Consider the following 4,456-nt stretch of genomic DNA (forward strand, 5'->3'; position numbering starts at 1 on the left):
CAAAGACACCGCAACTTGGTCCGCCTCCACTTCCATACCCCTGGAAAAATAGTTTTGCAACGGAGTTCCGGCAAACGAAGCCAGTAAAAAGAACAACAGGATGAGCGCCAAAACATGCGGCGGGTAACGTGTGCATTGAGTTACCGATGTCCGTAACAACACAAATAAGAAGCCCCAAAGTAAAAAGTTGCCCAGGATGCCCAGGGCCAGTCCCCGGACGATATGGCCCCGGCTCCAATGAGCCATTTCGTGAGCTACCACGGCTTTAACTTCATCAGGCGGGTAATCAGCTAAGAGAGTATCGTATAATACAATACGTTTCGTCCGTCCCAAACCGGCAAAATAAGCATTGGCCTTCGTGGTGCGCCGGCTGGCGTCCATTATCAACACTTGACTGACCGGCAGCCGGGCTTTTTCGGACAATTCATGGACCATGTCAAGAACCGCCGGGTCTTTAGACGGCGTAAACCGGTTAAAAAGAGGCGCGATTACCACCGGCCAGAAAAAGGTTTGTATTACAAACCAGACCGAAACAAAAGCGGCACCGGCCAACCACCAGGTACCGGGCCAGCGATTGATAGCCCCGAACAATAAAACAACTCCCACAAGGGACAGAAACAAACTTATACCTGCGCTTTTAAAATAATCTATCCACCACGCTCCAAGAGTTTGAGTGGAAACCCCCCACTGATGCTGCAAAAAATAACCACTGTAAAGAGTAAAAGGCACATTTAAAAACTGCAACGACAACCATATTATTAAAAAAAACAGTAAAAGACTGCCCCAATAACTGTCCCCGGCCACCCGTTGGACCCAGCGTGAAAGTTCCACTACCCGTCCGCTGAACACAAGCCATAGTAAAAATGACACTTCCACAAGAAAGCCGCAGATATAGACCAGTCTCAGGATCATATTATATTGACGGCCTTGGTTTATTTGTTCGGCGCTAAAATAATAACCGGCTTCCGGAACCACCCGCCCGGGGAAAAGGGTAAACCAGAGGTAGAGCAAGCAAAAGACGCCGGCTGCAAAAACCGGGATCAGCCAACCGCTGTTTAACCGCAACTGCAGTTTTCATCACCCCGTATTAAGATTTTTGACATAGCCTATTCAAGCTTGCCTGTCAAGCTTTCCAGGATAGGTATATGCAACATTAGTAGTATTTATTTACTATTGTTGCAAGACTATTACTTCATTAACATTATCTAATTATATAAAATAACTGATCTGCACATGCAAACCTGCCAGCCGTTTAATATTATATATGGATAAAATTACGGTGTACTAGTAAAAAAGACTAATAGGAGGCAGGGTATGATAAATACAATTACAATTCTTCCAGGTTTGGATAAAGGAGGAGGCAAAGAGAGTTACCAATACCTGACTTTAACAGCCGGTGAAACAGTATCCATAGTCGGCCCGACAGGAAGCGGAAAAACCGCTTTTATTTCTGATATTGAACTGCTGGCCCAAGGGGACACCTCGACCGGACGACGTATATTAATCAACGGGAAAACTCCGTCCGACGAAATAAGATACAACCCCGCCATGAAACCTATTGCCATGATCACTCAAAACACAAAATGTTTTACCGATTTAAGCACGGTGGAATTTTTAAAGATTCACGCCAGAGCCAGGAAGATCTCCGACGACAGGGTAATCATGGATACTATTGACTTGGCCAACAAATTCACCGGTGAAAAAATTAACAGGGAGACAAGAGTCACCGTCCTATCAGGCGGGCAAACCAGGTCCCTTTTGATTGCCGACGCTATATTGATCGGCGCCGCCCCGATCATTTTACTGGACGAGATCGAAAACGCCGGTATATTCAAGCAAGAAGTTATCGACATTATTAAGAACACTTCAAAAATAATTATTTTTGTCACCCATGACCCGGTCATTGCCCTTTTATCTAAAAAAAGAATTATTATGGAAAACGGCGCGGTAAAAAAAGTTCTTAGTCAGAATGAATTTGAAACCAAGGCCGCCGCGAACCTTTTGGAACTAGATAAGCAGGTTGGATTTATCAGGGAAAAGCTGAGAGCGGGAGATGAAATTACCAAAGACCTGATTAATGTTAGCTTTGCTTGAATTACTTGGAGGTGTTTTTTTGAAACTATTGGTAATAGCCGGTCCCCCGTCAGCGGGTAAAACTTCCCTTACCAAACAAATCGTGAGAAGATTTAAAGATGAGATGACCATTGCTTTCTTAAAAATCGACGTGGTGAAAGCTTATGAGGACATTGAACTGGGCAGGGAATTCAAAATTCTGACGAAGAAGATATATTCCGGCGACTTATGCCCCGACCACGCAGGGGTGATGGTACTGGGAGACGCTGTCGAATGGGCGGAAAGCAAGCATGCGGACCTGTTTATTGTAGAAAGCGCGGGTTTGTGTCTGCGCTGCTCTCCCTATCTAAACCAAGGCTTGGGGATAATTGTCCTGAGTTCCATATCCGGGATTCACGCGCCTGAAAAAATGGGCGCCATGGTTAGCCTCGCCGACATCGCCGTTGTCACCAAAATAGACCTGGTCAGCCAGGCTGAGCGGGAAGTCTTAATCCAAAAAATTAAAGACGTGCATCCGAATCTAATTCTGATTGAAACTAACGCCTTGCAAGGCACTTCTATGCACCGTTTGTATGAGCTAATCAAGCAGTCGGAAGATATTGATTCGGATAAGCTATATCTAAAGGGAAATCCACCTATTGGAACCTGCACTATATGTGTGGGTAAGAAAGAAATCGGTTGGAAGCATCATTTTGGTGTCATAAAAAAATTGGACGGGCAAATAGCCGAATACCTTTACCGGGGTGAGTGAGATGCAATACTGGCTTCCACCAGGGAAAAACTGCGGCCTATGCGGGGAAATCAATTGTAAAAGCTTCCTCCGGCTGGTTGGCAATGGCCAAAAGGTTTATGACGACTGTCCATATTACCTGGAACATAGTTTTCGCAACAATGATCTTGTAAAAGAAGCTGTTTACCCGGGGCATGATGTTTTAGGTCATCCTTACGATTTCATCCTTAGCCCTTTGCCCGGTGAAAGATCCGCCCGGAAAATCGTCCTGCCTTTCCGGAGCGATCTAGTGGAAAAAATGGACGTCAAAAAAGGTGATTATGTGCTGGGCAGGCCAATGGGAGCAGGCTGTCCGGTGCCGCATGTCCTTTCTGTAATCGAAGCCGAGCCGGTAACCGGCCTGCTCTATACCTGGGTAGTCGGTCCATTGTATTCAAGGGACCGGGAAGTTAAAGATGTAATCGCCTACCATATGATCGGGTTTGAAGGCATTGCCGGCAATATCAGCAAAGAACCTTCTTTTGGTTGCAGGGCAACCTTCCTGCCGGGCTTTTGCATGATGAACCTGAATCATACCGGCCTGGTCAATATGGTTTTGGAAAAAAGTGAGGGGCTCCATGTGCGGATCGAAGATATCAGAATTCTAGCCTCAAAAGATTAGTTTTCGCATTTTACCATTGTGTTGTATAATTAAACTTAATATAGATATAATGGCAAAGAAAATATGGGCAGAGGTATCCTCCTGCCCAATTTTAGTCTGTACCCCCACAATCACTTCTGACATATCGTATTAAATAATAAGGAACGGTCGATGCCCCCCGGGTCACTGCTTTATTATTATTGAAAGAGGTGGTCTGCCGGTTTGGAAGGGGAGTGAAAACTTGTTTCCTGTACAGGATGCGGAGGCCGAAATAAAAAAAATAAAACATGGCGACAGCTTGGCCAGAGAAAACTTTTTGGAAAGCTGTAAGCCATTTATTTATAAAGCAGTTTGCAAATTTACCGGGAAGAACCTGGAATGGGGCAGAGATGACGAGTTAGCCATAGGGTTGATTGCTTTTAATGAAGCTATCGATCGTTTTTGTGATGATTTCGGAGTTCCTTTTCTTGCTTACTCCAGAAATGTTATGAAAAGCCGGCTAGTCGACCATTACCGGCGGGAAAACAGGAATACTAAGTTTATTAAAGCTCAACTACCGCTGCAGGAAGACGGCATAAACAATGTCGAATTCGTCAAGTCATGGGAAAAGTTTTTGGAGGAGGAATCCGCAAGAGAACGGGAAGAAGAAATAAAAGAATTTGAAGAATTATTGAATATTTACGGTATTTCGTTTGAAGACTTGGTTAAATGTTCGCCACGCCACCGTGACACACGCCGGTCATTGATGCTGGCGGCTTGGGAATTGGCTAAAGAGAGCAGTCTGTTAAAAAAATTCATGAATAATAAGAAGCTGCCACTGGTGGAATTAGGGGAAATAACCGGCGTTGGCCGAAAAACTTTAGAGAGAGGCCGCAAATACATAATAGCAATGGCCCTACTTATAAACAGGCGGGAAGATTTTTTATATTTGGCATCGCACCTGAAACTGCCCGTCAACAGCTTAGGGGGAATATAGGATGAAAAAGACGGGGATGGTAGTCAAAATCACAGGT

General features: G+C 44.8%; 5 protein-coding genes. 4 read left to right on the top strand and 1 reads right to left on the bottom strand.

Going from position 1 to position 4,456, the window contains the following annotated elements:
* The coding region (locus A4E54_RS11550; protein ID WP_286726191.1) for a M48 family metallopeptidase at positions 1–1,065 on the bottom strand (1,065 nt) is incomplete at its 3' end.
* A gap of 249 nt (positions 1,066–1,314) precedes the next feature.
* Between A4E54_RS11550 and A4E54_RS11555 the strand changes: the two genes are divergently transcribed.
* The 4 genes from A4E54_RS11555 to sigI all read left to right on the top strand — a co-directional run bounded on the left by A4E54_RS11555 (position 1,315) and on the right by sigI (position 4,419).
* The gene (locus A4E54_RS11555; protein ID WP_286726192.1) at positions 1,315–2,094 is read left to right on the top strand and encodes an ATP-binding cassette domain-containing protein; all 780 of its coding nucleotides are present in this window, start codon (positions 1,315–1,317) and stop codon (positions 2,092–2,094) included.
* A gap of 19 nt (positions 2,095–2,113) precedes the next feature.
* Entirely contained in the window at positions 2,114–2,824 is a 711-nt protein-coding gene (locus A4E54_RS11560; RefSeq protein ID WP_286726193.1) for a GTP-binding protein, read from the top strand.
* A 1-nt stretch (position 2,825) separates the two neighbouring features.
* Positions 2,826–3,464, top strand: a complete 639-nt coding sequence (locus tag A4E54_RS11565; protein ID WP_286726194.1) for a (Fe-S)-binding protein — start codon at positions 2,826–2,828, stop codon at positions 3,462–3,464.
* Between the two features lie 220 nt (positions 3,465–3,684).
* Positions 3,685–4,419, top strand: a complete 735-nt coding sequence (gene sigI / locus A4E54_RS11570; protein ID WP_286726195.1) for an RNA polymerase sigma-I factor — start codon at positions 3,685–3,687, stop codon at positions 4,417–4,419.
* The last annotated feature ends 37 nt before the right edge of the window (positions 4,420–4,456 follow it).

The organism is Pelotomaculum sp. PtaB.Bin117, assembly GCF_002067195.1.
In the GTDB taxonomy this organism is placed as follows: domain Bacteria; phylum Bacillota; class Desulfotomaculia; order Desulfotomaculales; family Pelotomaculaceae; genus Pelotomaculum_D; species Pelotomaculum_D terephthalicicum.